This window comes from Massilia norwichensis, from assembly GCF_024753245.1.
Lineage (GTDB): Bacteria > Pseudomonadota > Gammaproteobacteria > Burkholderiales > Burkholderiaceae_D > Telluria > Telluria norwichensis.
Map to the genome: position 1 here is coordinate 26,237 of NZ_JANUGX010000015.1, position 25,222 is coordinate 51,458.

Below are 25,222 nucleotides of genomic sequence, written 5' to 3' on the forward strand. Positions count from 1 at the left end.
GCCGCCAAGTCAAGCGGACCGACCCATTTGAGCTTCCCACGATGGGAAGGTGTATCCTGTACAGGACATGGGAGAAGACGATGCTGAATATCGGCGAAGCGGCGCAGGCCTCGGGCGTGTCCGCCAAGATGATCCGCCATTACGAATCGATCGGGCTGCTGCCGGCGGCGCGGCGCACGGCTGCCGGGTATCGCGTCTACGGCGAGCAGGAAGTCCGCGTGCTGCAGTTCATCCACCGCGGTCGCGCGCTCGGCTTCCCGCTGGAACGGATCGCCGAGTTGCTGGCCTTGTGGCAGGACCCCGGCCGGGCCAGCGCCGAGGTGCGCCAACTGGCCGAACAGCATATCGCGGAGCTGAACCGCAAGATCGAGGAACTGCAGGCGATGAAGCGCACGCTGGAGGCGCTGGCCCGCTCCTGCCACGGCGACCAGCGCTCGGACTGCCCGATCCTCGACGACCTGGCCACGCACTGACGGGCCGGCATGCGCATCCAGACCCTGCTGCTGTCCCTGTGCGTGCTGATTCTGCTCGGCGCGGCCGCCACCTGGCTCGCCGGCTCCTCGCTGATCGCGGTGCGGCGCCAGCATGTCGGCCCGGCGCCGTGGCCGCAGGCGCAGGCAGTCTCGCTGGCCGCCGGCCCGCAGATGCGGGTCGAAGGCTGGTACCTGGCGGGCAGCGGCCGCGGCGCGGTCCTGCTGCTGCACGGAATCCGCAGCGACCGCCGTGCGATGATCGGGCGCGCGCGCTTCCTGCACGCGCAGGGCTATGGCGTGCTGCTGGCCGATCTGCCGGGACAGGGCGAGAGCCTGGCGCCGGCGGTGACTTTCGGGCTGCGCGAAGCGGATGGGGTGCGGGTGGCGCTGGCATGGCTGCGCAGCCAGGCGCCGGGGCAGCGCATCGGCGTGATCGGCACTTCGCTGGGCGCCGCATCGCTGGTGCTGTGCCGCGATTGTCCGCCGGTCGATGCGGTGGTGCTCGAATCGATGTATCCGACCATCGAGGAAGCGGTCGAGGACAGGCTGCGCATGCGTCTCGGCGTGCTGGGCAAGCCGCTGGCGAAGCTGCTGCTGTGGCAGTTGCCGCTGCGGCTCGCTATCCAGCCGGCCCAGCTGCATCCGATCGCGCGCCTGCCGGAGGTGAAAGCGCCGCTGCTGATCGCGGCCGGCAGCGCCGACCGCCATACGACGCTGGCGGAAACGCAGCGCCTGTTCGCCGCCGCGCCCGAGCCGAAATCGCTGTGGATCGTCGACGGTGCCGAACATGTGGACCTGCATGCGTATGCGCCGGCCGAGTACGAGCGCCGCATCGGCACTTTCCTGGCCCGGCACCTGCGCTGAACCACAAAACAAAAACGCAAAACGCCGCAATCCTTTTGCAAAGATTGCGGCGTTTTGCGCCAGTATTCTGGAAGCTTTATTTCTAAAGCCGGGTAGCATTTGGTGCCCACGGAGGGACTCGAACCCCCACACCTCGCGGCACATGGACCTGAACCATGCGCGTCTACCAATTCCGCCACGTGGGCATACAAACAACCGGTACAACTGACTGCAACAACTAGGTAGCTTTTGGTGCCCACGGAGGGACTCGAACCCCCACACCTCGCGGCACATGGACCTGAACCATGCGCGTCTACCAATTCCGCCACGTGGGCCTGGCCTTGCAATCATCGCTCGACGTTGCCGTCGAATTCCGCTACGATATCAGGCTTTGCCGTTTTGCGCTAGACCAACTTTCGATCTGCATTTTGCCGGCTGCAATCCACCGCAGCAACCTCGCATTCGACTGTGCCGTTTGCGAAGAGACCGAAAGTATAGCGGATGAATGGAAAATGTCAAAGGCCCAATGAAAGGGCAGCCTCGACACGCTTGGACGGCGCACGTTAGGCGAATACCCCGGTCCTCCGTTACACTACGCCTGTCTAGGTGTCAATCCAACCAACATTGCGCTGCCGGAAAGTGCGGACACGGCACAGACTTCGGCGCGTCACTGGCTCAACAAGAATAGAAAACGATTTGAAGCACCCAACTCATACCATTCCAAGCCGCGAGGAGATTCTCGGCGTTTTCCGCGATGCCAAGGGGCCGCTCGACAGCGGCACGCTGGCACGCGCCCTGCAGGTGGACCCGGAATCGCAGGGCGTTCTCACCCGTCGCCTGAATGCGATGGAGCGTGACGGCCAGCTTCGCGCGAATCCGGCCGGCCAGTATGCACTGACCGACCATTCCAGTTTTATCTCCGGCCGCGTCAGCGCGCACCGCGACGGCTACGGCTTCGTGATTCCGGACGAGCCGGGCGACGACCTGTTCCTGCCCGATAAAGAGATGCAGAAGGTCCTGCACGGCGACAAGGTGCTGGCGCGTATTGTCGGCACCGACCGCCGCGGCCGTCCCGAAGGCACGATCGTTGAAGTCACCGAGCGCGCGAATACCCATATCATCGGCCGCCTGCTGCAGGAAAACGGCGTCTGGATCGTCGCGCCGGAAGACAAGCGCATCGCCCAGGACATCCTGGTCGACGGCTCGCCGGGCAAGGCGAAATCGGGGCAGGTGGTCAGCGTCGAGCTGATCGAGCAGCCGTCGCGCTTCCGCCAGCCGATCGGCCGCATCGTCGAGGTGCTGGGCGAGCTGGACGACCCCGGCATGGAGATCGAGATCGCGGTGCGCAAGTTCGGCGTGCCGCACGTGTTCTCGCAGGGCGCGATCAAGCAGGCCAACCGGCTGCCGAACGAAGTGGTGGACGCCGACCTGGCCAACCGCGTCGATTTGCGCGACGTGCCGCTGGTAACCATCGACGGCGAAGACGCGCGCGACTTCGACGATGCGGTCTACTGCGAGCCGGTCAAGATCGGCCGCACCAAAGGCTACCGCCTGCTGGTGGCGATCGCCGACGTCAGCCACTACGTCAAGCCCGGCGATGGCCTGGACAACGACGCGATCGAGCGCTCGACTTCGGTCTACTTCCCGCGCCGCGTGATTCCGATGCTGCCGGAGAAGCTGTCGAACGGCCTGTGCTCGCTGAACCCGGCCGTCGACCGCCTGTGCCTGGTGTGCGACATGGTCGTCACCGCCGCCGGCGAAGTCACCGCCTACCAGTTCTACCCGGCCGTGATGCACTCGGCGGCGCGCCTGACCTACAACGAAGTCGCCGCCATCCTCGGCAACACCAAGGGGCCGGAAGCGGGTCGCCGTCCCGGCATCGTGCCGCACCTGCTGAACCTGAACGAGGTGTTCCGCGCGCTGCTGCAGCAACGCCAGGCGCGCGGTGCGATCGATTTCGAGACCACCGAAACCTATATCGTCTGCAATGCGATGGGCAAGATCGAGAAGATCATCCCGCGCACCCGCAACGATGCGCACCGCCTGATCGAGGAATGCATGCTGGCGGCGAACGTCTGCGCGGCCGATTTCCTGATCCGCCACGACCAGCCGAGCACCTTCCGCATCCACGCGGTGCCGACCGAAGAGAAGCTGAACCAGCTGCGCACCTTCCTGAAGCAGGTTGGCCTGAACCTGGGCGGCGGCATGAAGCCGGAAGCGCGCGACTACGCCGAGCTGATGCAGCAGATCAAGGAGCGCCCGGATGCCACCCTGCTGCAGACCATGCTGCTGCGCTCGATGCAGCAGGCGGTGTACAGCCCGGACAACGTCGGCCACTTCGGCCTGGCCTACGAGCATTACGCCCACTTCACCAGCCCGATCCGCCGCTATCCGGACCTGCTGACCCACCGCGCGATCAAGGCGGTCCTGCTGGGCAAGAAGTACGAGCCGACCGGCATCGACCTGTCCAAGCTGAACACGACGGTGTCGAACGCGACCCGCAAGCAGCAGGCCAAGGACAAGGCCGAGGGCAAGCAGAAGGATCCGAAGGACCTGACGATCTGGGATGCGCTGGGCGTGCACTGCTCGGCCAACGAGCGCCGCGCCGACGAAGCCTCGCGCGACGTCGAAAACTGGCTCAAGTGCTACTACATGAAGGACCGCCTGGGCGAATCCTTCACCGGCGTGATCTCGGGCGTGACCCCGTTCGGCATCTTCGTGCAGCTGGACGAGCTGTTCGTCGAGGGCCTGGTGCACGTGACCGCGCTGGGGCAGGATTATTTCGAATACGACGAGGCGCGCCACGAGCTGCGCGGCAAGAACGGCGGCCAGGTCTACGGCCTGACCGGCAAGGTGACCGTGCAGGTGGCGAAGGTCGACCTCGAAGCACGCAAGATCGACCTGGTACTGGCCCCGGCCGAAGAGCCGATCCCGGCGCCGCTGGAACGCGCCCGTGCTGCCGCCGTCGAGGCGATGAACGGCTCGAAGCCGCCGCGCCGCAGGAAGGCGAAAGCGGAGGCTGGCATGCGGGCTTCCGACCTGCCGGTGGCCGCCGTGCCGGCCTCGCCGCAGCAGGTGCATGGCATGAAGGGCGATCCGCCGGTACCGCCGGATTTCAGCGCCAGCGACGAAAGCGAGGACGACATCGTCTTCGTGCCGCCAACCCGTCGCAGCCGCGGCAAGGCTGATAACAGCAAGGCCGATAACGGCAAGGCTGGCAATGGCAGCGCCAAGCCGGCCGCCAAAAAAGCGCCGGCCAAGAAAGCCGCCGCGAAAAAAACCGCCGTAAAAACGGCTGCAGCAAAACAGAGCGCTCCCAGCAAGAGCGCCGCAAAGGCCCCCAGGGCCGCTTCCAAAACCAGTAAAAAGAAGTAATTGAATGAAAAATAAAATGATTTTCGGCTTCCATGCGGTGACCTCGCGGCTGCGCCACGAGGCCCAATCGGTGGAAGAGATCTTCGTCGACGCCGGCCGCAACGACCGCCGCATGACCGACCTGATCGCCCACGCGAAGCAGCATGGCGTGCGCGTGATGCCGGTCGATGCCGAGCGTCTCGACAAGATCGTCGGCACCCGCCGCCACCAGGGCGTGATCGCGTTTGCCAGCCAGCTGTCGCTGGCGCGCAATCTGGATGAGCTGCTGGACGCGGTGGATGGCCCGCCGCTGCTGCTGATCCTGGACGGCATCACCGATCCGCACAACCTGGGTGCCTGCCTGCGCGTGGCCGATGGCGTCGGCGCGCACGCGGTCATCGCCCCGAAGGACCGCTCGGTCGGCCTGAACGCCACCGCCGCCAAGGTCGCCAGCGGCGCCGCCGAGACCGTTCCCTACATCACCGTGACCAACCTGGCGCGCACCATGCGCGATCTGAAGGAACGCGGCGTCTGGCTGATCGGCACCTCGGACGACGCCGACAAGGGCCTGTACGAAGGCGACTTCACCGGCCCGACCGCGCTGGTCATGGGTTCGGAAGGCGAGGGCATGCGCCGCCTGACGCGCGAGACCTGCGACGTGCTGGTCAGCATCCCGATGTTCGGCTCGGTCGAGAGCCTGAACGTCTCGGTCGCCTCGGGCGTCTGCCTGTACGAGGCGCGCCGCCAGCGCCTGGCGCTGGAGCCGAAGCAGTAAGCAAGGGCAGGTCAAGCGCGGACGGAGCGGATACGTTACCATTCGGCCTATGTTTTTCTCCAAGCTGCGCGAAGATATCCAGAGCATCATCGAACGCGACCCGGCCGCCCGCAACGGCTGGGAGGTGCTCACCTGCTACCCCGGCCTGCATGCGGTCGTCATGCACGGCTGGGCGCATGCCTGCTGGCGGGCCGGCCTGAAGTGGCCTGGCCGCTTCATTTCCTACATCGCCCGCATCATCACGGGTATCGAGATCCACCCCGGCGCGACCATTGGCCGGCGGGTCTTCATCGACCACGGCTTTGGCGTCGTGATCGGCGAGACCGCGGTGGTCGGCGACGACTGCACCATCTACCAGGGCGTGACCCTGGGCGGTACCACCCTGGTGGCCGGCACCAAGCGCCACCCGACGCTCGAGCGCGGCGTGATCGTCGGTGCCGGCGCCCAGGTGCTGGGGGCGTTCACGGTCGGCGAGTACGCCAAGATCGGTTCGAACGCGGTGGTGGTCAAGCCGGTCCCGAACGGCGCCACCGCGGTCGGCAACCCGGCCCACATCGTGCGCAAGGAAGACCAGGTGCGCAGTGCCCAGATGTTCGCGGCCTACGGCGTGACGCCGAACGGCGACGATCCGCTGTCCAAGGCCCTGCGCAACCTGATCAGCCACGTGGCCCAGCAGGACGAACAGATCGAACGCCTGTGCTCGACCATCAAGGCAGCCGGCATCTCCTGCGCCAACCTGGCCGAGAACGACAGGCTCGACGAGGCGCAGTTGAATCGCCTGGTCGAATGAGCAATTTAAATAATCAAATGAGCAGATGACTGACGACATCCCGGGCAGCTTCGACCCCGCATCCGATCTGGACCCCAACGAAATCCGCGTACTGGCCGTGCTGGCCGAAAAAGAAGCGCTCACGCCGGACAACTACCCGATGTCGCTGAATGCCGTCATGAACGGCTGCAACCAGCTGTCCAGCCGCGATCCGGTGATGCAGCTGTCCGAGGACGTGGTCCACGACACCCTGCAGCGCCTGATGCAGCGCAAGCTGGTCGGCAGCATGTCGCAGGCCGGCGCGCGCGTGATCAAGTACGAGCACCGCATGCGCATCAAGTGGTCGCTGGAGCAGGACAAGCTGGCCGTGCTGACGGTGCTGATGCTGCGCGGCCTGCAGACCGCCGGCGAGATCCGCACCCGCAGCGGGCGCCTGCACGAGTTCAAGTCGGTGGCCGAGCTTGACGCCGCGCTGCAGTTCCTGATCGATAAGTATCCGCCGCTGGTCGCGCGCCTGGAGCGCGCGCCGGGCACCAAGGAGCCGCGTTACGGCCAGCTGCTGGGCGGCGAGATCGACGTGGCGCGCGCCGATGCAACCGGTGGCGGTGGCGCGGCGGCAGCGTCCGGCGGCGGGCGGACGGCGCAGCTGGAGCAGGAAGTGGCGGCGCTGCGGGCGGAAGTCGACGAGCTCAAAGCCCAGTTTGCCGCCTTCCGCCAGCAATTCGAGTAGCGCGTCAGGCGCTTGCTCAGCGCCCCGGCTGTGCGAAGCGCAGCGCGATCAACGCATCGTCCGGCCAGCCGCGGTCGCCGACCGGCGCCATGTAGTCGTTGTCGTGCACGGTCAGTTCCAGCGTGCGGCCGTCGTGGCTGATCCTTGCGTTTTCCAGTCCGTTCGGGACCGGAAAGGCCAGGTTCATGTTTTTCCTGCCGCCCCAGTCGCTACCCAGCATCAGCGTGTTGAGCGCGGCCTTGGCGACGAAGGACATCCGTTCCTTGGCGATCGCCACCATCACCCGGCATTCCAGGCGCAAGTCGCCGAGGCGGCGCACGTTCGGCGGCAAGCCGGGCGTGCGGATTTCGGGCCACGCGTGGAACAGGCCGGCTTTCTGGTTCAGGATCAGGGTGGCGTCGGCATCGTAGGCCGCCTGGTCGCGCGCGATCGTCAGCAGGCCGTCCGCGCCGATCGGCACCGGCACCGAGTCATTGTCGCCCGCAAGGCGCAGCGCAAGGCCGTCGGCTGTGCTCACCGGGCTGCCGTCGGGGCGCAGGATGCGGAATTTCAGCGGCGCCGACGGGGCCAGCGCATGGTGCGCTTCGAAAGCATCGAGCCCGGCCCAGACACTGCGATACGCGTGCATCTCCGGATTCTTGAGACTGTTGACGTTCACGCTGGGCGGCTCATCGGAAGCGGCGCTGGCTGCGCCAGACAGGCCGCCCGCCAGCGCCGCCAGCAGGAACAGGGCGGCCTTCATGGCGCCGCATCCTTCGCGCGCATCGCCTCCATCGCCTCGGCGGCGCCCGGTACTGCTTCAGGCGGCGTCGCGGGGTCCGGCGCGAACACCAGCTCGATCATCGCGTCGTTGCCCCAGCTGGTATCGCCGATCGGCAGGCGGAAGCTCTTGCCGTCGACCTTCAGCGCCAGGCTGCGCTCGCCCTCGCGCAGGGTGGCCGCGCTCAGGGCGGCGCCGGCCTTGTGCGACCAGCTGCGGTCGCCGCCCTTCGGCGTGGCGCCCTTGAACCACGAGCACCAGTCGGTGGTGAGCAGGATGCTGTTAACCAGGGCGTTGGCCCAGAACGGAATCTCTTCCTTGCCGATCGCGACCTTCACCTGGCAGTCGAGACGCACGTCGCCCATCCGGTAGCGGTCGTCGGCCAGGCCCGGCGTGCGCACATAGGTTTCGACGCGGGCTGCGTACTTTTTGCGGTTCAGGATCAGTTCGGCCTTGGCGTCATACGCGGCCTGGCTGCGCGGCACGGAAAAGCGCGCATCCTGGTCGAGCGTCAGCGGAATCGAGAATTCGTCGGCGGCGATGCGCACCGCCAGCGGGTCGGCGGCCGGCGCCTTGTCGGCCTTGCGTCCGGCCTGGACCTCGAAGCGCAGCTGCGGTACGGCGGGTGCCAGCGCATGCAGATCGTCGAACTTGTCCAGCCCGGCGACCAGGGCGCGGTAGGACTTCAGCTCGGGATTCTTCATGGCGTTGATGTGGACGGTGCCGCGCTCGTCCAGTTCCTTGTCCTTTTCCGGCTCTACGGCCAGGGCGGGGACGGCGACACCAGCCAGCAGGGCAGGCAGCAGCAGGGCAGCGATCTTCATGGTGCGGCATCTTTCGGGGATGGATGGGATGGGGCGTCGGACGGCGCGAAGGCCAGTTCGACGATGGCGTCGTTGCTCCAGCTGGTGTCGCCGATCGGCACTTCGACGCGCGTGTCCTTGGCGCGCAGGGCGAGGCTGCGCTGCCCGTCGCGCAACGTGGCGCCGCGCAGCATGCCCGGCGTCGTCGCGTCCCAGGCGTTATCGCTGTTCTTCATGAAGGCGCACCAGTCGCTGCCCAGCATGATGGCATTGCCGAGCAGGACGATGTGCAGCGGCGCTTCTTTCTTGGCGATGGCGACGAAGACCTGGCACTCGAGGCGGATGTCGCCCAGGCGGCGCTGGTTGTCGAGCAGGCCGGGCGACCGCACCGAGGGCCAGACCCGGACCGCGCTGCGTTTTTTACTCAGCCGCAGTTCGGCGTTCGCGTCCCAGGCCGGCTGGCTGCGCGGCACCTGGAAGCGGCCTTCGGCGTCGAGCGCCAGGCGCAGCGCGTAGCCGTCGTCGCCGGCCAGCACGGCGCCCAGCGGGTCGCTGCCGGCATGGCCCGCCAGCAGCGCGGCGTCGAGCGGCTTGCCGGCGCGGGTGCGCGCCTGGAACAACAGCGGCGCGTCCGGCGCCAGTGCGTGCTTGGCGTCGAAGGTGTCGAGGCCGGCGCTGATCGCACGGTAGCTGTGCATCTCGGGGTCGCGGGCGGCCTTGACCTGGACCGTGCCGCCGTCCCGGTCCTGGGCAGCGGCGCCGGTGGCGGCGCCGCACAAGGCCAGGCCCATCAGCAGACCCGGCAGCAGACCCGGCAGCAGGGAGGCGGGGATGCCGCGCATGCGCCGCATGCTCAGCCCTCGTCGCGCCAGCGGCGCAGGCGCATCGCAGCGAAGATCATCGCGGCGCCGGCCAGCGCGCCGACCCAGGCCTGGACCGTGGCCAGCGTCATCCACGAGGCTTCGAACAGCAGGCCCATGTCGGGACCCTGGCCCTGGCCGGATTCGCGCACGGCGGCTGGAATGCCATCGGTGAAGCTGAACCAGATGCCCGGCACGCTGCCGCTCAGCATGCGCGCGACGATGTCTTGCGCGACCGGCATGATGTTCAGCGGCGTGCCCGAGAAGTTCTCCAGCGTGTAGCTGATCCACTTGACCAGCAGCAGGGCGACCAGCGGCACGCCGACGGCCCACAGGAAGGGCTTGGTCTTGGCCCAGCTCGACACCAGCAGCAGCCAGCCGACGGTCGGCAGCGCCCAGACCACGTAGACCGGCAGCAGGGCGAGCAGGCGCAGCGGCTGCAGGTAGAGGTCGGGCTGGGTCAGCAGGGCGCCGATCAGGTGCACGCCGCTGAAGGACAGGCCGATCGCGCCGATGGTCAGCAGCAGCAGGGAAGCGACGACTGCCAGCACGCCGGCGATGATCGGTGCGACGCACAGCGCGGTGATGGCCTTCGACAGCACCGTGGTGGCGTCCGACACCGGCAGCGATTTCCAGAACAGGATGCTGCGGTCGCGGCGCTCGTCGTACAGCGCGCCCAGGCAGTAGAAGAACATGACGCCGGCCATCACGAGGAACAGCGGGGCGCCGGCGGCGACGTACAAGCCGCTGGCGAGCCGCGACAGCTTGATCTGCATCTCGGGCGGCATCGCCGCGGCGAAGGCGCCATGGCTCACGATGCGGCCATTGATCTGGATGGTGCCGGGCGTGCCGTGCATCGCCAGCCCGTAGATGACGGTGCCGCCGACGAACAGCACCAGCAGCGCGCCGACGATCGCCGGGGCCCAGAACATCGACCCCTTGTGCTCCCAGTACTCGCGGCGGAGCAGCCACTTCATGGTCAGGGCGTTCATGCGTAGGTTCCTTTCATGGTCGCGACGAACAGGTCGGCGACGCTGGGGTTGCGGGTTTCGCCGAGGGCGGCGAGCTGCTGGCGCGAGGCGCTGCCCGGCGCGGCCGAATCGAACAGCATCACGGCCTTGCCGAACACGGTGCGGCGGTCGATCGGCTGCAGGGCGTTGGCGGCGCTGATCTTGTCGTGCGAGACCATCACTTCGACGTAGCGTTCGCCGATTTCCTCCATCGAGGCGGCCAGCACGATCTTGCCGTCGCGGATGAACATCAGGTCGGTGAGGATGTGCTCGACTTCCTCGACCTGGTGGGTGGTGATGACGATGGTCTTGTGCTCGTCAAAATAGTCTTCCAGCAGGTTCTGGTAGAACTGCTTGCGGTAGATGATGTCCAGGCCGAGCGTCGGCTCGTCCAGCACCAGGAGCTTGGCGTCGATCGCCATCACCAGCGCCAGGTGCAGCTGCACGATCATGCCCTTGGACATCTCCTTGACCTTCATGCCCGGCTTGAGCTTGGTGTTGGCGATGTAGCGCTCGGCCTTTTCGCGGTTGAAGCGCGGATGCACGCCCTGCACGAAATCGATCGCATCCTTGACCCGCATCCAGCGCGGCAGGATGGCGACGTCGGCGATGAAGCAGACGTCCTGCATCAGGTCGTCGCGCTGGGTGCGCGGGTCGAAGCCGAGTACGCTTAACTGGCCGTCGAAGGGGATCAGGCCGAGCGCGGCCTTGAGGGTGGTGGTCTTGCCCGAGCCGTTCGGGCCGATCAGGCCGACGATGCGGCCGGCGGGGACCTCGAAGTCGATGCCGTCGACGGCCACGCGTTTGCCGTAGCGCTTGCTCAAGCCCTTGGCGGAGAGGACGGTATTCATGCCTGGCCTCCGCGCTCGCTGTCCAGCAGCTGATCCACATTCAGACCCAGCAGGCGGATGCGCTCCAGCATCGCCGGCCATTCCTCGCGCAGGAAGCGCTCGCGTTCGCTTGCCAGCAGCTTTTCGCTGGCCCCTTCAGTGACGTACATGCCGATCCCCCTTCTTTTTTCTACTAAGTTTTCGTCGACCAGTTCCTGGTAAGCCTTCGAGACCGTGATCGGATTCAGCTGGTACTCGGCCGCGATCTGGCGCACCGAGGGCAGGGCATCGCCGGCCTTCAAGGCGCCGTCGAGCATCATGCCGATCACTCTTTCCTTCAATTGCCGATAGATCGGCGCGTTGTCGTTCCAGCCGATGCTCATTGCCGGCTCCTTTGCTGTGCGGTGCGGCGCTGTCCTTCCATGCCTGCCTCCTCGTTGATGGGGCACTACTTCAGCGTTGTATTGAAGTGGTGTTGTAGTGAAGTATAACACCGGTTCGGTGCCTGTCAACACAGAGCTTGGCGGTTCTTATTTTGAAAGGCCCAGTGTAAGGACGCTGTTGCCCTTCATGCAAGCTGGGAATTCTGGCAGGTGTGCTTCAGGCGGGCTGGCCGTCGAGGCCATGGGGGGTGATGCTGCCGTCGTCGGCGATGGCGATCCAGCCGCCGCGCACCGGCTCGGCGTCGAGTTCCCAGTCCGGCAGCACGTAGCGGCGGCGGCCGCTCTGTTCGTCCAGATGCAGCGCGGGGCGGTGGGTGTGGCCGTGGATGATGGTGGCGGCTTGCGTGGCCTCGTGCAGTGCGGCGACCGCGCTTGAGGTCACGTCCATGATTTCATAGGACTTTTCGCCATGCGCCTGGCGGCTGCCTTCGCGCAGGCCGGCGATGATCGCCTTGCGCTGGGCCAGCGGCATGGCCAGGAACTGCTGCTGCCAGGCCGGCTCGCGCACCTGGGCGCGGAAGGCCATGTACTTGGTGTCGTCGGTGCACTGGGCGTCGCCGTGCACGAGGGCGATCTGCTGGCCGGCTATGCTGACCACACTAGGGTCGGGCAGGATGCGCAAGCCGGCGGCGCGGGCAAAATCCTGGCCGACCAGGAAGTCGCGGTTGCCGGCCATCCAGTACACGGCGACGCCGCCATCGGCGAGGGCGCGCAGGGCGCCGGCGATGCGCTGGTGGAAAGGCGTGTCGAGGTCGTCGTCGCCGGCCCAGTATTCGAAGATGTCGCCGAGCAGGTAGAGCGCGTCGGCCTTGGGGGCGCGCTCGGCCAGGAAGCGGAAAAAGGCTTCGGCCGTGCGCGGGTGCGATTCCTGCAGGTGCAGGTCGGAAATGAAGAGCGCAAGCGTGCGCGCGGGACTGTTCATCGGTTTTTCTCGGTGGACGGTCCCACGCGCACCTTGTTAATTAGACGATCTCTGCCTTTTCGATGATCACGGCTTCGGTCGGCACGTCCGAGTGCATGCCCGAACGGCCGGTCTTGACGGTGTTGATCTGGTCGACCACGTCCTGGCCTTCGACGACCTTGCCGAACACGGCATAGCCCCAGCCGTCCTGGCCCGGGTAGTTCAGGAAGTCGTTGTTCTTGGTGTTGATGAAGAACTGGGCCGAGGCCGAGTGCGGGGCCATGGTACGGGCCATCGCGATGGTGTACTTGTCGTTCTTCAGGCCGTTCTTGGCTTCGTTCTCGACGGTCTTGTCGGTCGGCTTCTGCGACATGTTCGGCTCGAAACCGCCGCCCTGGATCATGAAGTCCTTGATCACGCGGTGGAAGATCGTGTTGCTGAAGTGACCCTTGTTGACGTATTCAACGAAGTTGGCAACCGTCTTCGGCGCTTTTTCGTCGTCGAGTTCGATCTTGATGTTGCCCTTGTTGGTGGTCATGAGTACGGTGGTCATGGTTTGTCCTGTGCCTTATTGTTAAGAGTTCGGTATTTTACTTCGCTTTGACGATCGTCGCGGACTGGATCACGACTGGCGTGACCGGCACGTTCTGCATGCCCTTGACGTCGTCGACCAGTACGCCCTTGATCTTGTCGACCACTTCCTGGCCCTTCACGACCTTGCCGAATACGGTGTAGCCGGCATCCACGCGGTTGATGGCGTCCAGGCCGAAATTGTCGGCCACGTTGATGAAGAACTGCGAAGTGGCGGAATCCGGATTGTCCTCGCGCGCCATCGCGACCGTGTACGCGGCATTGGACAGGCCGTTATTGCCTTCGTTCTTGATCGGCGGACGGGTTTTGCGGCCTTTCAATTGTGCGTCCATGCCGCCGCCCTGGATCATGAAGCCGTCGATCACGCGGTGGAAGATGGTGCCCTTGTAGAAGCCCGACTTCACGTACTGCAGGAAATTCGCGACCGTGACCGGCGCTTTTTCCTGGTCCAGTTCGAGCACGATCTCGCCCATCGTGGTTTTCAGCGAGACCTGCGGGTCGGCCGCCCAGGCCGCCGCCGAGAGCAGCAGGGCACCTGTCGCGACCGCGGCGGTGGCGAAGGCGCGGGTCAGCAGGCGGGGACGGGACGGTTTCATGGTGTGCATCGTGGCTTCCTCTCTGTGGGCAAACGCAAAGTCGTGTCAAGAGTTTTGCAGAAAAATAAACCTGTGGCATATGCGGCCAGTCAGGATTTTATCAATGCTATACTTTGCGACGGACTGTTGATTTTATCAAAGTAGCACAGTGTCACAGTCCTGACGGTCGCGACGGGTGTCACACTCCCGGCACGCTGCCCCGCAGCGCTGCGTCCGAGCGTCAAGCTCCAACCATCCAGAACACCATCCGATGAGCCAATTAAAGATCTACAACACGCTCGCGCGTGACAAGCAGGTATTCGTTCCCCTCCAGCCCGGCAAGATCAACATGTATGTGTGCGGGATGACGGTCTACGATTACTGCCACGTCGGTCACGCAAGGATGATGATGGCTTTCGACGTCATCTACCGCTGGTTCAAGGCCTCGGGTTACGAGGTCAAGTACGTCCGCAACATCACCGACATCGACGACAAGATCATCAAGCGCGCGGTCGAGAACGGCGAGACCATGTCCCAGCTGACCACCCGCTTCATCAAGGCGATGGACGAGGACACGGCCGCCCTCGGCATCCTGCCGCCCGACTTCGCGCCGCGCGCCACCGACCACGTGCCGCACATGCTCGCTATCATCGAGAAGCTGGAACAGAAGGGCCTGGCCTACCAGGGCGAGGACGGCGACGTGAACTACGCCGTGCGCGGCTTCGAAGGCTACGGCAAGCTGTCCGGCAAGTCGCTGGACGACCTGCGCGCCGGCGAGCGCGTCGACGTGAATACCGGCAAGCGCGATCCGCTCGACTTCGTGCTGTGGAAAGCCGGCAAGGAAAACGAGCCGGCGGAAGCGAAGTGGGATTCGAAATGGGGCATCGGCCGTCCGGGCTGGCACATCGAATGCTCGGCCATGTCCTGCGCGCTGCTGGGCGAGCACTTCGACATCCACGGCGGCGGCGCCGACCTGCAATTCCCGCACCACGAGAACGAGATTGCGCAATCGGAAGGCGCCTTCGGCCCGCCGATGGCGAACTACTGGATCCACAACGGTTTCGTGCGCGTCGATAACGAGAAGATGTCCAAATCGCTGGGCAATTTCTTCACGATCCGCGACGTCCTAAAGCAGTACGATGCCGAAGTGGTGCGCTTCTTCATCCTGCGCGCCCATTACCGCAGCCCGCTGAATTACTCGGATGCCCACATCGACGATGCCAAGGGCGCGCTGACCCGCCTGTACACGGCCCTGGCCGACGTCGACCTGGGCAGCGGCACGCCGGCAGTCGACTGGGACGAGGCGCACGCGGTCCGTTTCCGCGAAACGATGGACGACGACTTCAACACCCCGCTGGCGGTGGCCGAGCTGTTCGACCTGGCGACCGAAGTCAACCGGACCAAATCGCCGGACACCGCGCGCCAGCTGAAGGCCCTGGCCGCCGTGCTGGGCCTGCTCGAGCGCTCGCCGCAGCAATTCCTGCAGGCAGGTACGCCGGGCGAGGGCGGCATGGACGAGGCCGGCATCAACGACGCCATCGCCCGCCGCGCCGCCGCCAAGAAGGCGCGCAACTTCGCCGAAGCCGACGCGATCCGCGCCGAACTCACGGCAGCCGGCATCGTGCTCGAAGACAAGCCCGACGGCACGACCAACTGGCGCCGCGCCTGAGCGAAGCTATCCGGCATGGCACTTTCCAAGGACCTCATGGGCGCGGCACCGGCATTGCCTGATCTTCCTCCCTACTGGGCGGAGGCAAAGGCCGAGCTCATGCGGCGGGACCGCATCATGAACAAGCTGATCCCGCAGTTCGGGGACATGCACCTGCGCGGCCATCCGGACCCGTTCACGACCCTCGCGCGCTCGATCGTCGGCCAGCAGGTCACGGTCAAGGCGGCCGAAGCCGCCTGGGGCAAATTGCGCGAACTGTGCCCGAAGATGACGCCTTCGCAGGTGATCAAGGCCGGCGCCGCCGAACTGTCCGCCTGCGGCCTGTCGAAACGCAAGACCGAATACATCCTCGACCTGGCCGACCATTTCAAGGCCAAGCGCGTCCACGCCGACCAGTGGTCGGAGATGGACGACGAGGCGGTGATCGCCGAACTGGTCCAGATCCGCGGCATCACCCGCTGGACAGCAGAGATGTTTTTGATATTTAATCTGCTCAGGCCAAATGTGCTGCCGCTCGACGATGCCGGCCTGATCCAGGGCATCAGCCAGAACTATTTCTCGGGCGAACCCGTGTCGCGCAGCGATGCGCGCGAGGTCGCCGCCAACTGGGAGCCCTGGCGAACAGTTGCCACTTGGTACTTATGGCGCAGTTTGGACCCGAATCCGGGTTAAAATGCGCGTTTGCTGCCGCGCCCTGGCTGGCGCGGGGCCACAAGAATAATCGGAGTTACGATGAGTAAAACAACTTTCCTCAGTTTTGAGCAGCCGATCGCCGAGCTCGATTCCAAAATTGAAGAGCTTCGCTTCGTGCAGGACGATTCGGCTGTCGACATCTCGGAAGAGATCGACCGCCTGGCCAAAAAGAGCCAGCAACTGACGAAAGACATCTACGCCAAGCTGACCCCCTGGCAGGTTTCCCAGATCGCGCGCCACCCGCAGCGTCCGTACACGATGGACTATGTGAACGCGATCTTCACCGACTTCCACGAACTGCACGGCGACCGCACTTTCGCGGACGACCAGTCCATCATCGGCGGCCTGGCCCGTTTCAACGGCCAGTCCTGCATGGTGATCGGCCACCAGAAGGGCCGCGACACCAAAGAGCGTGCGATGCGCAACTTCGGCATGCCCAAGCCGGAAGGCTATCGCAAGGCGATGCGCCTGATGAAGCTGGCCGAGAAGTTCAACCTGCCGATCTTCACCTTCGTCGACACCCCGGGCGCCTTCCCGGGCATCGACGCCGAAGAGCGCGGCCAGTCCGAAGCGATCGGCCATAACCTGTACGTCATGGCCGAGCTGAAAGTGCCGCTGATCGCCACCATCATCGGCGAAGGCGGTTCGGGCGGCGCGCTGGCGATCGCCGTCGGCGACGCCGTGCTGATGCTGCAGTACGCGACCTATTCGGTGATCTCGCCGGAAGGCTGCGCTTCGATCCTGTGGAAGACCTCGGAGCGCGCGGCCGAAGCCGCCGACGCACTGGGCCTGACCGCGCATCGCCTGAAGGCCATCGGCCTGATCGACAAGATCGTCAGCGAACCGCTGGGCGGCGCCCACCGCGACCCGGCCGCCATGGCCCAGGGCCTGAAGCGCGCGCTGGCCGACACCCTGCGCCAGTTCCAGGGCATGAAGACCAAGGATCTGCTCGAAGCCCGTCACGCGAAGCTGATGGCCTACGGCAAATTCAAGGAAACCACCCCGCGCGAAGAGTGAGTCGTCGTTCATCCGGACCGGCCCCTGCCGCCGGTCCTTTCACGCAGGCTTTTCATGGCCTGCGCACCGAATATTCCCCGTCCAGCATAGCGGTCGCCCTCAGCGGCGGACTCGATTCCATGGTGCTGTTGCACCTGGCGCACGAGGCTGCCAAGGTAGCCGGCCTGCCGCTGTTCGCCTTCCACGTGCATCACGGCCTGAGCCCGAACGCCGACGCCTGGCATGCGCATTGTGCCGCGGCATGCGCCGAGCTCGGTGTCGTCTTCGATCACCGCGAAGTCACGGTCGAGAAGGGCAAAAGCGGCGTGGAAGCGGCGGCGCGCAAGCAGCGCTACGCCGCGCTGGGCGACATGTGCCGCGCGCACGGCGTCGAGCTGCTGCTGACCGCCCACCACCTCGACGACCAGGCCGAAACCGTGCTGCTGCAACTGCTGCGCGGCTCCGGCCCGGCCGGCCTGTCCGGCATGGACGCCGCCAACCGCGCGCCGACCCTGCTCGGCGACGACCGTATCGTGATGGCGCGCCCGCTGCTGGCCGTTGCGCGTGCCGAACTCGAAGCCTATGCGGCGGCGCAGCAGATCGCCTGGGTCGAGGATGAATCGAACAGCGATCCGCGCTACACCCGCAACGCGCTGCGCCACACGGTGATGCCGGCGCTGGCCCAGGCCTTTCCCGGCTTCCAGCGCCGCATCGCGCGCAGCAGCGCGCACGCGGCGTCGAGCCAGCGCCTGCTCGACGAGCTGGCGGCGCAGGACCTGGCCGCCTGCCTGGACGGCGAGGCGATCAAGCTGCCGTGCCTGCGCGCCCTGAGCGCGGACCGCATCAACAACCTGCTGCGCTACTGGTTCGCGCAACGCGGCTTCGGCATGCCGTCCACGGCCTGGCTGGAGCAGATGGTGGCCCAGCTCACCAGCGCGCGCGAAGATGCGCAGCCGCTGGTCGCGCACCCGGACGTCGACGTGCGCCGCTACCGCGAGCGCCTGCTGCTGGTGCCCAAGCTGCCGGACCTGGCCGGCCTGCGCGACCCCGACGACGAAGGCATCATCGTCAAGCATGCCCAGGCCTTTACCTGGGCTGGCGAGCTTAGCATCGCCTTCCCGGACTACGGCGGGGTGCTGCATTTCGATCCCGCTCCGCTCGGGCTGGACCCGGCCTGGTTGCGGTCGGCCAAGGTGGAAATCGACTTCCGCAAGGGCGGCGAGCGCCTCAAGCTGGCGCCGAACCGGCCGACCCGCGGCCTCAAGCAGCTGTTCCAGGCGCACGACGTGCCGGCATGGGAGCGTTCGCGCCTGCCCATCGTCAGCAGCGGCTTCGACCTGCTGTTCGCGGCCGGGCTGGGCATGGATTGCCGCTTTGTATCTGAAGGATTGGAAGGGGCAGGGCGGATTCGCCTGCGCTGGGAATCGACCTGAGATGCGGGTCTGAGATGCGAAAAGCGCATAATATGCCCTTTTCGCATTACCATATTCCTATTAGGTATAGCTTTCACCTCCCCACATCTTGTGATTCTGCACCGCAGCATGTAGAGTTAAAGACCCCTTCTATTTTTTACAAGCGGAAACCTTCACCACATGGCCTTAATAGTCCACAAATACGGCGGGACGTCGATGGGATCGACGGAACGCATCAAGAACGTCGCGGCCCGCGTCGCCAAATGGCATGATGCCGGCCACCAGATCGTCGTTGTCCCGTCGGCGATGTCGGGCGAAACCAACCGTCTGATCGGCCTGGCAAAAGAGATCATGGCGCAGCCGGACCCGCGCGAACTGGACATGATCGCCTCGACCGGTGAACAGGTTTCCGTCGGCCTGCTGGCGATGGCGCTGCTGGCGCGCGGCAAGGACGCCGTGTCCTACACCGGCTGGCAGGTCGGCATCCGCACCGACTCGGCCTTCACCAAGGCCCGCATCCAGTCGATCGACGACTCGCGCGTGCGCGCCGACCTCGACGCCGGCAAGATCGTGATCATCACCGGCTTCCAGGGCGTGGACGAAGAAGGCAATATCTCGACCCTGGGTCGCGGCGGCTCGGACACCTCGGCGGTGGCGATCGCGGCCGCGATGAAGGCCGACGAATGCCTGATCTACACCGACGTCGACGGCGTCTACACGACCGACCCGCGCGTGGTGGACGAAGCGCGCCGCCTGTCGAAAATCACCTTCGAGGAGATGCTGGAACTGGCCTCGCTGGGCTCCAAGGTCCTGCAGACCCGCTCGGTCGAATTCGCGGGCAACTACCGCGTCCCGACGCGCGTGCTGTCCTCGCTGACCGACCCCCTGATGCCGCTCGAGGAAGAAGCCAACTCGGGCACCCTGATTTCGTTTGAGGAAGAGAACAATATGGAACAAGCCGTCATCTCGGGCATCGCCTTCCACCGCGATGAAGCCAAAATCACCGTCCTGGGCGTGCCGGACAAGCCGGGCGTGGCCTTCCACATCCTGGGCCCGGTATCGGACGCCAACATCGAAGTCGACATGATCATACAGAACGTGTCGGTCGACGGTAAAACCGACTTCACGTTCACCGTGTCGCGCAACGATTACCAGCGCGCGCTGGCTGTTCTGGAATCGCAGAAGGAAGAGCTGGGCTTCACCCGCCTGGTCGGCGACGCCAAGGTGTCGAAGGTGTCGGCGGTCGGCGTCGGCATGCGCAGCCACGTCGGCGTCGCTTCGCAGATGTTCCGCACGCTGGCGGAAGAGGGCATCAACATCATGATGATCTCGACTTCCGAGATCAAGATTTCGGTCCTGATCGACGAAAAATACATGGAGCTGGCCGTACGCGCCCTGCATAAAGCGTTTGATCTGGAGAAATCTTAACTTTATCGCATATTTTTGGTTGCGCTTCCTTGACGAAATGGGGCGTGGCCATTAAGATGCTTGCACTCAGCGACAACGAGCAACACTGTTAAGAGCTGACTGGAGGCGTGGCCGAGTGGCCGAAGGCACTTCCCTGCTAAGGAAGCATACGGGCTTAAACCTGTATCGTGGGTTCGAATCCCACCGCCTCCGCCAGAACACTGTCCCTGCGTGTTCAGGGACATCAAAAAACCCGCTGTTCTCATTCGAGACAGCGGGTTTTTTGTTGCCCGATCCTGTCCGGCACGTCACACGAAACGGATGCAGTTCGCGTCCAGCTGCCCACGCACCAGCCTGCCTTCGTGTTTTCCGTGCACAATACCGCCATGACCGATCTCACCCTTGGCCCATTCACTCTCCCGGCCGCGCCCCTGGCCGCGCTCGCCGCCATCCTGCTCGGCTTCGCGATCGCGAATCGCATCGCTGCACGCACCGGCGTCCAGATCGAACGCCGCTTGTGGCTGCTCGCCGCAGCGGCCGTGCTGGCCGCGCGGGCCGTGTTCGTCTTCCGCTACCGGGCCTTCTACATGGAGGAGCCGCTGCGCATGCTGGACCTGCGCGATGGCGGTTTCACGCCCCTGGCAGGCATCGCGGCGGCGCTGGCGCTGGGCGCCTGGCTGGCCTGGCGCGATCGCCGCGCGGGCAGGGCGCTGCTGGTGGGCGTGCTCACCGCCTGGCTTGCATGGGGCGCAGGTTCCGTCGCGCTGGCACTGGTCAAGCCGGACCGGCAAAGCCTGCCGCAACTGGTTCTGACCGACCTCGACGGCCGTGACGTGCCAATGGCGGCGTTGGCGGGCCAGCCCCTGGTCGTGAACCTGTGGGCCACCTGGTGTCCGCCATGCCGGCGCGAAATGCCCGAGCTCGCGCGGGCGCAGCGGTCACACAGGGACGTCTGCTTCGTCTTCGTCAACCAGGGCGAAACGGTCGGCGATATCCGCGCCTACTTGCAAGCGCAGGGCCTGCAGCTGGAGAACGTCCTGCTCGACCGCACCGGCCGCCTGGCCAAGGCGACCAACTCGCCGGGCATGCCGACCACCCTGTTCTTCGACGCGAAAGGCGCGCTGGTCGAGCGCCGCCTCGGGCAGATGTCCGCAGCGACGGTGGCCCGGGCGATCGAGCCGCTGCGCCGGCCTTGACCCGGTTGACGAAACCCGCAGCTCATATATACTCGACCATGTTCATGGAACACTATGCCGCTGAATAAGGAAGAGTTGCGCATGGTCACCGCTGTTTCCACCAAATTCACTCAGTGCCACTTGTCCCGCGGACGTTGCGTGCATCACGCCCGTCTCGTGCAAATGTCCACGCGAGATATCGCCTGCCTCTCCTGAGCTCGGGAGACCTGGACGCATGGCCGTCCAGCGTCTTCCGAGCATCCTCACACGAATTGCTTGACGTTCCGGTGCGCCCTGGCGCGCCGTGTTTCCCATTTCGTTGACATCGGCCAGCGTCGCGCTGGCCGGGAGGGCAATCGCATGAACGCTCCACACATACAAAGAATCCTGCTGGTCGCCGACCGCGGGAAGCAGCCGTGCCGCCTGGTGCAGCGCGCCGGCCAGCTCGCGCTCGACCTGGTGCCGCGCGCCATCGACCGGATCGCGGTCGAAGCGTCGCGCGTGCCGTACCGCGGCACCGACGCCGAGGCCGTGCTGCGCAGCGCCGCCGCGAACAGGGCGGACCTGCTGGTGTTCGCCGCCGACCAGCGGCACTTCCTGCTCGAATGGCTGGCGCCTTCCTGCGCCGTCAAGGTCATGCAGCGCAGCCGCCTGCCGGTGCTGCTGGCGAAGCCGGCATCCCCGAGGCCATACCGGAAAGTGGTGGTGGCCACCGATTTTTCGCCGGAGTCGATCTCGGCGGCGAACCTGGCGCTGCTGCTGGCGCCTTCCGCCCACTTCGTTTTCCTGCACGCCTATCTCTTGCCCGACGAGCGCCTGATGCGCGAACTGGAGCTGCAGCCGCGCCTGATCAAGCTGTACCGCGAACGGGCGCGCGCCACCGCCTGCAAGTACATGCGGGCGCTGGTCGACAGCTTCGCCGGCCGCGGCGGCTCGTCGATGTCGTACGCGGTCGAGTACGGCCTGCCGCATCGGGTCGTCGAGGACGTCGTGCGCGACGAGAGCGCGGACCTGGCCGTGATCGGCCGGCCCTTCCGCCAGACGCGCGGCTGGCCGGCGCTGGGTGGGCCGGCCCTCAGGATGATCAGCCGCCCGCCATGCGACCTGCTGGTCGGCAGCGGCGACGAGGTCCGCCTGTCCGGCCGGCGCCGGGCCCTCGAACGCCTGACCGAGGAGAGCTGAGATGTCGAAACCGATCATGATCACCTCCATGTTCCCGAACCCGGTCGGGCATGCCGCGCAGCGGGCGGCGATGCTGGCGCCGGCCTTGAACAGCCAGGCCATGGAAATCCTGTCCGTGATTCCGGGCGACGAGCCCGAAGGCATGGCCGCGCCGGCGCCGCACGACGGCAGCCGCGGCCGGCATGTCACGCTGGCGCGCTGCATGAACGACGTCAAGACGGCATCGGCGACGGCGCTGATCCGCTACGGCATGCGCTGTTCCGCCACCTTCGAATTCGGGCGCCTGTATGAGCTGTCGCTGCGGCGCGCCAGCGAGGCCGACCCGGCCGCCATCGTGATGGGCTGGCAGGCCCACCCGTGGTGGCCGACGCTGTACAACTTCAATCTGCTGCGCGACCTGTCGCGCTACGCCATGCGGCCGATGCTGCTGGTGCGCCAGGAGCCGCGGCGGCCGTATGCGCACGCCGTCTTCGCCAGCGACTTTTCGGACGAATCGCTGCAGACCCTGAAGCTGGCCACGCGCCTGCTGCCCGGGGCGCGGATCACCATCGTGCATGCCTATAACGTGCCGGGCCAGGGCCACATGCGCGCCGCCGGCGTCAGGGACGACGCCATCGATGCCTGCCGCGAGCAGATGGAAAGCGAGATCAGGCGGGCCTACGCCAGAACCGTCGACGAACTGGGGACGGCCAGCGCCAGGCTGTCGCTGGCCCTGCTGCCGCGTCCGACCGGGCTGTCCGTCACCAACTACGTGAACGCGGTCGGGGCCGATGTCGTGATCCTGTCGGGCTGCCAGCGCTGGCTGGTCGACGAATGGTGCTGGCAGGCGCGCGCCCGCGACCTGATCGGCAAGACTGCGAGCGACCTGTTGATGATTACCAGTGCAAGGAGAGCATGACATGGAAAATATCGCTTACGGCATCGCCGCCATCGGCGTCTGCCTGCTGGTCGTGGCATGGCAGGAATTCCGCAGCCGCAACCACCGCGACGGCAGGCTGATGGCCGGCGCCGGCGCACTCATCGTGATCGGCAGCGCCGCCGCGTCCATCTTCACATCTGCCTGAACAGGTGGGCGAACAGCGGGCTGACCTTCAGGCGGTCCGCCCGCCCATGCAGCGCCAGCGTCAGCTTGCCGGTCTCGTCGCGGCTGGCGCTGGCCACGTGCCGCAGATTGACGATGCTGCTGCGGCTGACCTGGGCGAACTGCGCCGGGTCCAGCTGCGCCATCAGCTCCTTCAGCGGCAGCCGGATCAGGCTTCGCTGTCGGCGGTGGCGACGTTGACGTACTTGTCCAGCGCCTGGAAGTAGACCACGTCCCGCACCGGGATCATGCGCACCAGGTTGCCGACCGCGGCGCGGATCGTCGTCAGGCGCTCCGGCGCGGAGGCTTGCGGCAGCAGCGCGCGCATCTGCGCGACCAGCTGTTCCAATCCGCCGCCGCTGTCCTTGCGCGCCTCCAGGCGCGCGCGCAGGCGCTCCACGGTGCGGCGCAAACGCTCGTCGCCGACCGGTTTCAGCACGTAGTCGGCGGCGGCCTGCTCGAAGGCCTTCAGCGCATAGTCGTCGTAGGCGGTCACGAACACGATTTCGGGGAAGGGCTGGCCGCCGTCCCAGCGCTCGGCCAGTTCCTCGGCCGCTTCCAGCCCGGTCTGGCCGGGCATCTTGATGTCGAGGAAGAGGAGGTCAGGACGCAGCGCCAGGGCCTGCTCGACCGCCGCCAGGCCGTTCGGTGCGGTGGCAAGAATTTCCAGGCCCGGCCACAGGCGCTGCAGGGACTGGGCGAGGATCGCGGCCAGGATCGGTTCGTCCTCGGCGATGAGGGCGCGGACGGTGGTGGATGCGTTCATGCGAACTCCAGCGGTAAAGTGAGTCGGGCCAGGGTGCCTTGCGGCGGGGAGGGCAGCAGTTCGAGGCCGGCGCGTTCGCCGTACAGCACCTGCAGGCGTTCGCGGGTGGTGGCCAGGCCGACGCCGCCGCCCTGGCGCGGATTGGCATCCTGCAAGCCGAGTCCCGTGTCGCGCACGACGATCTCCAGCTGCTCGCCACGGACGGCGGCTTCGATCGTCACCATGCCGCCGTCGACCTTCGGCTCCAGGCCGTGCACGATGGCGTTTTCGACGATGGGTTGCAGCAGCATGGTCGGCAGGCGCGCCGCGCGCAGCGTGTCCGGCAGGCGGCAGGCGTAGGCCAGGCGCGCGCCCATGCGCACCGCCATCAGGCCGAGGTAGGCGTCGAGCGCGGCGAATTCCTGGGCCAGCGTGGTGGTTTCCATGCGCGACACGCTCAGGGTGGCGCGCAGGTACTGGATCAGCTGGTCCAGCATGCGGCCGGCCTGCTGCGGATCGATGGCGATCAGGCCCTGCAGGTTGGCCAGGGTATTGAACAGCATGTGCGGCTCGATCTGCGCCTGCAGCAGGCGCAGTTGGGCCTGCAGGGCCTGGCGCTCGACGGCTTCGGCGCGGGCCCGGGCTTCGCTGTGTTCGAGCTTGATGCGGTCCATGCGCTCGCGGCTGACGAAGACCGCGAGCAGGCCGAAGATGGCGAGCATCGTGAACAGGATCATGCTCAGGCGCGGAATGGTCAGGTAATGCGCGAAGTCGGGCGCGTCGAGGCCGAGGATGGCACTGCCCATGCGCAGGCCGACGTAATGCGCGAACGGCGCCGCCGCCACCAGCAGCAGCACCAACGGAATCCGCCAGCGACGCTGCAGGCCGTGGTCGCGCCAGAACAGCCGCCGCGCGACGTCGACGACCAGCAGCGCGACCAGGCCGATGCAGATCGAGACCACCAGTTCGTTGAGCAGCTGGCCCGGACGGCCGGCCGCCAGCGTCATCAGGACCGCCGCCCAGGCGCTGACGATCAGGGTCAGGCCCAGTTCGGCCGCGAAGGCGAGCAGGCGGCGCCGCGGCGCGTGGCCCTGGCCGAGTGCGGGAGAGAGGGATGTCATCGCATGTCCTTCTTGTTGGTATGG

26 protein-coding genes, 3 tRNA genes and 1 pseudogene are annotated in these 25,222 nt (G+C 66.1%); 17 read left to right on the plus strand and 13 right to left on the minus strand.

Going from position 1 to position 25,222, the window contains the following annotated elements; all coding sequences use genetic code 11:
* Positions 1–83 precede the first annotated feature (83 nt).
* Together cueR and NX782_RS13700 are read left to right on the plus strand one after the other, a co-directional pair.
* Positions 84–473 carry a Cu(I)-responsive transcriptional regulator gene (gene cueR, locus NX782_RS13695; protein ID WP_308632952.1) on the plus strand — a complete coding sequence of 130 codons (390 nt, stop codon included), beginning with the start codon at positions 84–86 and terminating at the stop codon, positions 471–473.
* Between the two features lie 9 nt (positions 474–482).
* Entirely contained in the window at positions 483–1,337 is an 855-nt protein-coding gene (locus NX782_RS13700; protein ID WP_258846025.1) for an alpha/beta hydrolase, read from the plus strand.
* 100 nt (positions 1,338–1,437) lie between these two features.
* Here NX782_RS13700 and NX782_RS13705 read toward each other — a convergent pair.
* Positions 1,438–1,522: transfer RNA gene (locus NX782_RS13705), tRNA-Leu, on the minus strand.
* A 44-nt stretch (positions 1,523–1,566) separates the two neighbouring features.
* A tRNA-Leu gene (locus tag NX782_RS13710) sits at positions 1,567–1,651 on the minus strand.
* Here NX782_RS13710 and NX782_RS13715 point away from each other — a divergent pair.
* The 5 genes from NX782_RS13715 (at position 1,622) to NX782_RS13735 (ending at position 6,944) form a co-directional block, all read left to right on the plus strand.
* Complete coding sequence (locus NX782_RS13715) at positions 1,622–1,846, plus strand: hypothetical protein (protein WP_258846026.1); 225 nt, start codon at positions 1,622–1,624, stop codon at positions 1,844–1,846. The genes NX782_RS13710 and NX782_RS13715 overlap by 30 nt on opposite strands.
* 166 nt (positions 1,847–2,012) lie before the next feature.
* Positions 2,013–4,691, plus strand: coding sequence for a ribonuclease R (rnr, locus tag NX782_RS13720; protein ID WP_258846027.1), 2,679 nt, complete (start codon positions 2,013–2,015; stop codon positions 4,689–4,691).
* Between the two features lie 4 nt (positions 4,692–4,695).
* Positions 4,696–5,445 carry a 23S rRNA (guanosine(2251)-2'-O)-methyltransferase RlmB gene (gene rlmB / locus NX782_RS13725; RefSeq protein ID WP_258846028.1) on the plus strand — a complete coding sequence of 250 codons (750 nt, stop codon included), beginning with the start codon at positions 4,696–4,698 and terminating at the stop codon, positions 5,443–5,445.
* 49 nt (positions 5,446–5,494) lie between these two features.
* Complete coding sequence (cysE, locus tag NX782_RS13730) at positions 5,495–6,235, plus strand: serine O-acetyltransferase (RefSeq protein WP_258846029.1); 741 nt, start codon at positions 5,495–5,497, stop codon at positions 6,233–6,235.
* A gap of 25 nt (positions 6,236–6,260) precedes the next feature.
* Entirely contained in the window at positions 6,261–6,944 is a 684-nt protein-coding gene (locus NX782_RS13735) for a YceH family protein (RefSeq protein ID WP_258846030.1), read from the plus strand.
* A 16-nt stretch (positions 6,945–6,960) separates the two neighbouring features.
* Here NX782_RS13735 and NX782_RS13740 read toward each other — a convergent pair whose 3' ends face one another.
* The 9 genes from NX782_RS13740 to NX782_RS13780 all read right to left on the minus strand — a co-directional run bounded on the left by NX782_RS13740 (position 6,961) and on the right by NX782_RS13780 (position 13,738).
* Positions 6,961–7,686, minus strand: coding sequence for a hypothetical protein (locus NX782_RS13740; protein WP_258846031.1), 726 nt, complete (start codon positions 7,684–7,686; stop codon positions 6,961–6,963).
* On the minus strand, positions 7,683–8,528 hold the full coding sequence (locus NX782_RS13745) for a hypothetical protein (protein ID WP_258846033.1): 846 nt from the start codon (positions 8,526–8,528) through the stop codon (positions 7,683–7,685). The genes NX782_RS13740 and NX782_RS13745 overlap by 4 nt, the downstream gene beginning before the upstream one ends.
* Positions 8,525–9,358: a hypothetical protein gene (locus NX782_RS13750; RefSeq protein ID WP_258846034.1), complete on the minus strand. Its 834-nt coding sequence runs from the start codon at positions 9,356–9,358 to the stop codon at positions 8,525–8,527. Before NX782_RS13750 ends, NX782_RS13745 begins: the two co-directional genes overlap by 4 nt.
* 2 nt (positions 9,359–9,360) lie before the next feature.
* A complete protein-coding gene (locus tag NX782_RS13755) occupies positions 9,361–10,359 on the minus strand; it encodes a hypothetical protein (protein ID WP_258846035.1) in 999 nt (332 codons plus the stop codon).
* The gene (locus NX782_RS13760; RefSeq protein ID WP_258846036.1) at positions 10,356–11,228 is read right to left on the minus strand and encodes an ABC transporter ATP-binding protein; all 873 of its coding nucleotides are present in this window, start codon (positions 11,226–11,228) and stop codon (positions 10,356–10,358) included. The genes NX782_RS13755 and NX782_RS13760 overlap by 4 nt, the downstream gene beginning before the upstream one ends.
* The gene (locus NX782_RS13765) at positions 11,225–11,590 is read right to left on the minus strand and encodes a GntR family transcriptional regulator (RefSeq protein WP_258846037.1); all 366 of its coding nucleotides are present in this window, start codon (positions 11,588–11,590) and stop codon (positions 11,225–11,227) included. Before NX782_RS13765 ends, NX782_RS13760 begins: the two co-directional genes overlap by 4 nt.
* Before the next feature lie 217 nt (positions 11,591–11,807).
* The gene (locus NX782_RS13770; protein WP_258846038.1) at positions 11,808–12,572 is read right to left on the minus strand and encodes a UDP-2,3-diacylglucosamine diphosphatase; all 765 of its coding nucleotides are present in this window, start codon (positions 12,570–12,572) and stop codon (positions 11,808–11,810) included.
* A 40-nt stretch (positions 12,573–12,612) separates the two neighbouring features.
* A complete protein-coding gene (locus NX782_RS13775) occupies positions 12,613–13,104 on the minus strand; it encodes a peptidylprolyl isomerase (RefSeq protein ID WP_258846039.1) in 492 nt (163 codons plus the stop codon).
* Between the two features lie 37 nt (positions 13,105–13,141).
* Complete coding sequence (locus NX782_RS13780) at positions 13,142–13,738, minus strand: peptidylprolyl isomerase (RefSeq protein WP_370661794.1); 597 nt, start codon at positions 13,736–13,738, stop codon at positions 13,142–13,144.
* A 250-nt stretch (positions 13,739–13,988) separates the two neighbouring features.
* On the opposite strand from NX782_RS13780, the gene cysS reads away from it, so the two are divergent.
* The 10 genes from cysS to NX782_RS13830 all read left to right on the plus strand — a co-directional run bounded on the left by cysS (position 13,989) and on the right by NX782_RS13830 (position 23,315).
* A complete protein-coding gene (gene cysS / locus NX782_RS13785; RefSeq protein ID WP_258846041.1) occupies positions 13,989–15,386 on the plus strand; it encodes a cysteine--tRNA ligase in 1,398 nt (465 codons plus the stop codon).
* A 15-nt stretch (positions 15,387–15,401) separates the two neighbouring features.
* The gene (locus NX782_RS13790) at positions 15,402–16,058 is read left to right on the plus strand and encodes a DNA-3-methyladenine glycosylase family protein (RefSeq protein ID WP_258846042.1); all 657 of its coding nucleotides are present in this window, start codon (positions 15,402–15,404) and stop codon (positions 16,056–16,058) included.
* 60 nt (positions 16,059–16,118) lie between these two features.
* Positions 16,119–17,096, plus strand: a complete 978-nt coding sequence (locus tag NX782_RS13795) for an acetyl-CoA carboxylase carboxyltransferase subunit alpha (protein WP_258846044.1) — start codon at positions 16,119–16,121, stop codon at positions 17,094–17,096.
* Entirely contained in the window at positions 17,093–18,508 is a 1,416-nt protein-coding gene (gene tilS, locus NX782_RS13800) for a tRNA lysidine(34) synthetase TilS (protein ID WP_370661792.1), read from the plus strand. The genes NX782_RS13795 and tilS overlap by 4 nt, the downstream gene beginning before the upstream one ends.
* A gap of 159 nt (positions 18,509–18,667) precedes the next feature.
* Positions 18,668–19,915: an aspartate kinase gene (locus NX782_RS13805; protein ID WP_258846046.1), complete on the plus strand. Its 1,248-nt coding sequence runs from the start codon at positions 18,668–18,670 to the stop codon at positions 19,913–19,915.
* A 101-nt stretch (positions 19,916–20,016) separates the two neighbouring features.
* Positions 20,017–20,110, plus strand: a tRNA-Ser gene (locus NX782_RS13810).
* A gap of 170 nt (positions 20,111–20,280) precedes the next feature.
* A complete protein-coding gene (locus NX782_RS13815) occupies positions 20,281–21,090 on the plus strand; it encodes a TlpA family protein disulfide reductase (protein WP_258846048.1) in 810 nt (269 codons plus the stop codon).
* A 339-nt stretch (positions 21,091–21,429) separates the two neighbouring features.
* The gene (locus NX782_RS13820) at positions 21,430–22,251 is read left to right on the plus strand and encodes a universal stress protein (protein WP_258846049.1); all 822 of its coding nucleotides are present in this window, start codon (positions 21,430–21,432) and stop codon (positions 22,249–22,251) included.
* 1 nt (position 22,252) lies between these two features.
* Positions 22,253–23,149 (plus strand): putative universal stress family protein, encoded by an 897-nt coding sequence (locus tag NX782_RS13825; protein WP_258846050.1) that lies wholly within the window; start codon positions 22,253–22,255, stop codon positions 23,147–23,149.
* A gap of 1 nt (position 23,150) precedes the next feature.
* Entirely contained in the window at positions 23,151–23,315 is a 165-nt protein-coding gene (locus tag NX782_RS13830; RefSeq protein ID WP_258846051.1) for a hypothetical protein, read from the plus strand.
* On the opposite strand, the pseudogene NX782_RS13835 reads toward NX782_RS13830, so the two are convergent.
* Positions 23,302–24,098 (minus strand): annotated as a pseudogene (locus tag NX782_RS13835) (LytR/AlgR family response regulator transcription factor). The gene NX782_RS13830 and the pseudogene NX782_RS13835 sit on opposite strands and share 14 nt — an antisense overlap.
* Entirely contained in the window at positions 24,095–25,198 is a 1,104-nt protein-coding gene (locus tag NX782_RS13840; RefSeq protein ID WP_258846052.1) for a sensor histidine kinase, read from the minus strand. The pseudogene NX782_RS13835 and the gene NX782_RS13840 overlap by 4 nt, the downstream one beginning before the upstream one ends.
* Between the last annotated feature and the right edge of the window lie 24 nt (positions 25,199–25,222).